The organism is Catenibacterium sp. (assembly GCF_052354645.1).
Lineage (GTDB): Bacteria > Bacillota_I > Bacilli_A > Erysipelotrichales > Coprobacillaceae > Catenibacterium > Catenibacterium mitsuoka_A.
In genome coordinates this window covers 1-3,950 of record NZ_DAWDDM010000191.1, presented here as the reverse complement: position 1 = coordinate 3,950, position 3,950 = coordinate 1, and the positions used below count along the sequence as shown (strand labels likewise).

General features: G+C 32.5%; 7 protein-coding genes. 6 read left to right on the top strand and 1 reads right to left on the bottom strand.

Annotation, left to right across the window (positions count from 1 at the left end; all coding sequences use genetic code 11):
• Positions 1 to 411: magnesium transporter (locus ACT8VG_RS08375; RefSeq protein ID WP_444195614.1), on the top strand; the 411-nt coding region annotated here is incomplete at its 5' end.
• Positions 412 to 429: 18 nt separating this feature from the next.
• Positions 430 to 678, top strand: a complete 249-nt coding sequence (locus ACT8VG_RS08370) for a TIGR03905 family TSCPD domain-containing protein (RefSeq protein ID WP_022424427.1) — start codon at positions 430 to 432, stop codon at positions 676 to 678.
• Positions 679 to 703: 25 nt separating this feature from the next.
• Here ACT8VG_RS08370 and crcB read toward each other — a convergent pair whose 3' ends face one another.
• Complete coding sequence (gene crcB / locus ACT8VG_RS08365) at positions 704 to 1,066, bottom strand: fluoride efflux transporter CrcB (RefSeq protein ID WP_444195613.1); 363 nt, start codon at positions 1,064 to 1,066, stop codon at positions 704 to 706.
• Between the two features lie 83 nt (positions 1,067 to 1,149).
• Between crcB and ACT8VG_RS08360 the strand changes: the two genes are divergently transcribed.
• The 4 genes from ACT8VG_RS08360 to ACT8VG_RS08345 all read left to right on the top strand — a co-directional run bounded on the left by ACT8VG_RS08360 (position 1,150) and on the right by ACT8VG_RS08345 (position 3,635).
• A complete protein-coding gene (locus ACT8VG_RS08360) occupies positions 1,150 to 1,830 on the top strand; it encodes an MBL fold metallo-hydrolase (RefSeq protein ID WP_444195612.1) in 681 nt (226 codons plus the stop codon).
• Between the two features lie 79 nt (positions 1,831 to 1,909).
• Positions 1,910 to 2,200, top strand: coding sequence for a hypothetical protein (locus tag ACT8VG_RS08355; RefSeq protein ID WP_217748546.1), 291 nt, complete (start codon positions 1,910 to 1,912; stop codon positions 2,198 to 2,200).
• 24 nt (positions 2,201 to 2,224) lie between these two features.
• The gene (locus tag ACT8VG_RS08350; RefSeq protein WP_022424431.1) at positions 2,225 to 3,121 is read left to right on the top strand and encodes a LysR family transcriptional regulator; all 897 of its coding nucleotides are present in this window, start codon (positions 2,225 to 2,227) and stop codon (positions 3,119 to 3,121) included.
• A gap of 115 nt (positions 3,122 to 3,236) precedes the next feature.
• Positions 3,237 to 3,635: a hypothetical protein gene (locus tag ACT8VG_RS08345; RefSeq protein ID WP_129981330.1), complete on the top strand. Its 399-nt coding sequence runs from the start codon at positions 3,237 to 3,239 to the stop codon at positions 3,633 to 3,635.
• Positions 3,636 to 3,950 lie beyond the last annotated feature (315 nt).

The window sequence follows — 3,950 nt, the reverse complement described above, 5'->3', positions numbered from 1 at the left end:
TCGTCAGTTATGTCCATTGTTCCGGGAATGGGTGCTAATGCAGGGAGACAGTCACTTACTATCTTATGTCGTGGTTTATCTTTAGGTGAAGTGGATAAAGACAATGCCTTCCAGATTTTCTGTAAAGAAATCACTGTTGGTTTATTATCAGGTATTGTGATTGGTATTATTGTGGCTATTGGTGCCTGGTGGTTTGCTAGTAACCCATGGTTTGGTTTAGTTGCAGGTTTGGCTATGATCTTAAATATGCTTGCAGCTAATATTGCAGGTTATTTAGTACCAGTTATCTTAAAACGTTTAAATATCGATCCAGCACTTGCGTCAGGTGTATTTGTCACAACTGTGACAGACTGTATGGGCTTTTTCTTCTTTTTAGGTCTTGCCACATTATTCCTTCCTTTGTTAATATAAGAGATGGAGGATATGGTTATGGAACATTTTACTTATAAGACTAAAGGAACTTGTGCAACTGCTATTGATTTTGACTTAGAAGGTCATACAATTCATAACGTTGTATTTACTAGAGGATGTAATGGTAACTTAAAAGCCATTGGTAAACTTGTAGAAGGTAAAGAAGCAGAAGAAATCGTAGCTATTCTAGAAGGCAATACCTGTGGTATGAAAAATACATCTTGTGCAGATCAGCTTGCACATGCATTAAAAGAAGCAATCAAATAATTAAAAAGGCAGAGAAATCTGCCTTTTAGTGTGCACAATAATCACCTAGAATGACTGCACTTAGTCCAAGTACTATACTTAAAACTATATAGATCATTGTAAGAGTTGTATTGCCATTCTTATGTAAAGTAATAGATTCTAACGCAAATGTAGAGAAGGTAGTAAATCCCCCACATAATCCTGTTTTAAGTAATAGAACTAAGTGGGGATTCATAGACTTCTTTAAAGCTATTGTGCTAATAAAACCTATTAAGAATGCACCGAGAATATTAATAAATAGAGTCAGTAATGGGAATCCATGTGTAGTCTTTAAAGGAATCAAACCGACTAAATAACGAAGTACTGAACCTATAAAACCACCCATACCGACATATAAACATGCTGTCATATACTTTTCTCCTTTTTCATGTATTATAAAATAGATGGAAGAGAGAATCAAAGGTGTTATAATACAAAAATAGAGGTGGTATTATGTTGAAAATTACTTATATAACACATAGCAGTTTCTTTATAGAAACAGATCGTACATGCTTGTTATTTGATTATTATACAGGGACTATTCCAAAAGTACCTGAAGGAAAGAAACTTTATGTTTTTGCAAGTCATAGACATGGTGATCATTATTCTAAGAAGATCTTTGACTTAAAGAATGAATACAAAGATGTTCATTATTTACTATCTAGTGATATAGAGAAAATAGAAGATGATTCTATCTCTTATTTAAAGGATAATATTGTCTATTTTGATTCTAATATAGAAGTGAGTACTTATTTATCAAATGATGAAGGTATTGCGTTTATGGTACAAGTAGATGGTTATACTCTTTATCATGCAGGAGATCTCAATAACTGGAATTGGGCTGGGGAAGATAAAGAGTGGCTGGATTGGCAGAAGAACCTTTATCATACAGAACTAGAAAAGATGAAGGATTTTGATATAGATGTAGCCTTTATTCCTTTAGATCCTCGTCTAGAAGATAATTATCATGAAGGTGTTACAGACTTCTTAAAAGTATGCCATACGCGTTATATTGTCCCAATGCATTGTTGGAATAAATATGATGTCATTGAAAGATTTATAGAAGAATATGATCATAAAGATCAGGTTCTCGCATTTACACAAGAAGGAGAAGTAATGGATGTCAAAATATAAAATACTTTGGGTTATTCCCCTCTTTTTTATAATTTCTATATGTGGTGTTCTCTATTTTCAGAAAAATATATCAAATGAGATGTCTCGCTTTGAGATTGCCTATATTAATAATCATTTGATTATTCCTGATAGCCAGGAAATCATTGAAAAGGGTTATCCTAAAAATGAATCAGGAGAAACCTATGGTCCTGATTTATCAGACTATGTAGGTAGTGTTCCTGATCTCATTCTTGCAGAAAGTGAAGAAGGGATTAAAGGTTATTTAAAGAAGACAGACAAGGATTCTATTACATCAACGTCACGTACATTACCACTCTATTTACAGGATGGTCAGACAAAGATTGCAGAACTGACACTCAAAACAAAATAATTTCCCAGGAAAAGGAGGAATCACATGACACTCAATCAATTACGTTATGTAGTTATGGTGGCACAAACAGGAAGCATTACTCAGGCGGCTAAAAGACTATTTATCTCACAGCCTTCTCTTACAAATGCGATTAAAGAATTAGAAAGCGAAATGCATATCACAATCTTTAGACGTACCAATAAAGGTGTTATTGTATCTAGAGAAGGAGAAACATTCTTAAGTTATGCAAGACAGGTATTAGATCAAGCTGATTTACTTGAAGAACGCTATATGAATGATAAACATCAAAGTCCTCATTTTAGTGTATCCTGCCAGCATTATTCATTTGCAGTTAATGCCTTTGTAGATGTTATTAGACAGTTTGGTGTTAACCAATATGATTTTACATTAAGAGAAACAGAAACACATGAAATTATCGAAGATGTTTCTACTATGAAAAGTGAAATAGGTGTTCTATATACATGTCCTAAGAATGAAGAAGTCATCATGAAGATGATCAGACAGAATAACTTAGAATTTAAAGAACTCTTTGTCGCAAAACCTCATGTCTTTATTTCTTACCACCATCCTCTTGCTTATAAGAAGACATTAACTCTTAAAGACTTAGAAGATTACCCATATCTTTCTTTTGAACAAGGAGAATATAATTCTTTCTATTTCTCAGAAGAAGTATTAAGTACATTGGATAGAAAGAGAAATATTAAGGTAAGAGACCGTGCGACACTCTTTAACTTGTTGATAGGTTTAAATGGTTATACAGTATCTACTGGTATTATCTCTAAAGAATTGAATGGTGAAACAATTATTTCTGTTCCCTTATTAGTGGATGAAATTATGAAAGTAGGCACTATTACACAAAAGAATATGATTCTTTCACGTTATGGAGAAGCTTATATGGAGGCATTAAAAAAGCATATATAATGATAATTTCTTGATTTTACTACTTAAATATTACAAGTGATATTCTTGCTTTTTTTGATTTTTGGTGTAAAATACTACCAACATCACAATCGTGATGTTGAAGGAGGTAAGACTCATGTTGAAACGTTATTTAGAGAAACTGATCTCTTTTGGCTGTAGTCTTCAGGATGTCCCTCGCGTAGATGTTGTTTATGAAATGCCAGAAGGTCAGAACTATCATTTAGTGAAATATATATCAGGTAAACAAGGATGCTTATATGTTGATATCGATGCTTTTAAGAAGGAAGATCAAAAATCCTTATTTGCGTTATTTACAGAATTAAGACGTTATTATCAGGATTATACAAATATGGAACAGCCTCATGATCTTGAATATGTTATCGATGCCAATGCTTTTGCGGTTATGGTTATGAAGGTCTACTTCGGTGTAGATTCTCCAGTTAATCATGATCTACCAATGACAAGAGTGATGCTTGCATCACATCGTCTCTCACAACAATTAAATATCAAGTAAAAAGAGTGGCCGTGGCCACTCTTTTCTTAAGGATTGTAAGGATATGTTTTTTAGTTACTAGTTAGTAGTAACTAACTAAATATTATCATATACATAGGGTAAATGCAACAAATATATTAAATTAATTTATCAGGTCATTTTACTTGTTTAATACATGACTTTAGAATCCAGCATCTAAACATAGTGATAGTTTTAAAAAAGCAACATGAAATTCGCTTTTGAGTATCATGTTGCTTTCTTTATGTTATACAAATGAATAATCTACAGTTAATTTTATATTTTGTAACTGAATATTCTCTTTATTTCTCTTTCTGT

Excerpts from the sequence above, each read along its gene's own strand:
- ACT8VG_RS08370 (WP_022424427.1), top strand. The coding sequence starts at position 430 with ATGGAACATTTTACTTATAAGACTAAAGGAACTTGTGCAACTGCTATT.
- crcB (WP_444195613.1), bottom strand. The coding sequence starts at position 1,066 with ATGACAGCATGTTTATATGTCGGTATGGGTGGTTTTATAGGTTCAGTA.
- ACT8VG_RS08360 (WP_444195612.1), top strand. The coding sequence starts at position 1,150 with ATGTTGAAAATTACTTATATAACACATAGCAGTTTCTTTATAGAAACA.
- ACT8VG_RS08355 (WP_217748546.1), top strand. The coding sequence starts at position 1,910 with ATGTCTCGCTTTGAGATTGCCTATATTAATAATCATTTGATTATTCCT.
- ACT8VG_RS08350 (WP_022424431.1), top strand. The coding sequence starts at position 2,225 with ATGACACTCAATCAATTACGTTATGTAGTTATGGTGGCACAAACAGGA.
- ACT8VG_RS08345 (WP_129981330.1), top strand. The coding sequence starts at position 3,237 with ATGTTGAAACGTTATTTAGAGAAACTGATCTCTTTTGGCTGTAGTCTT.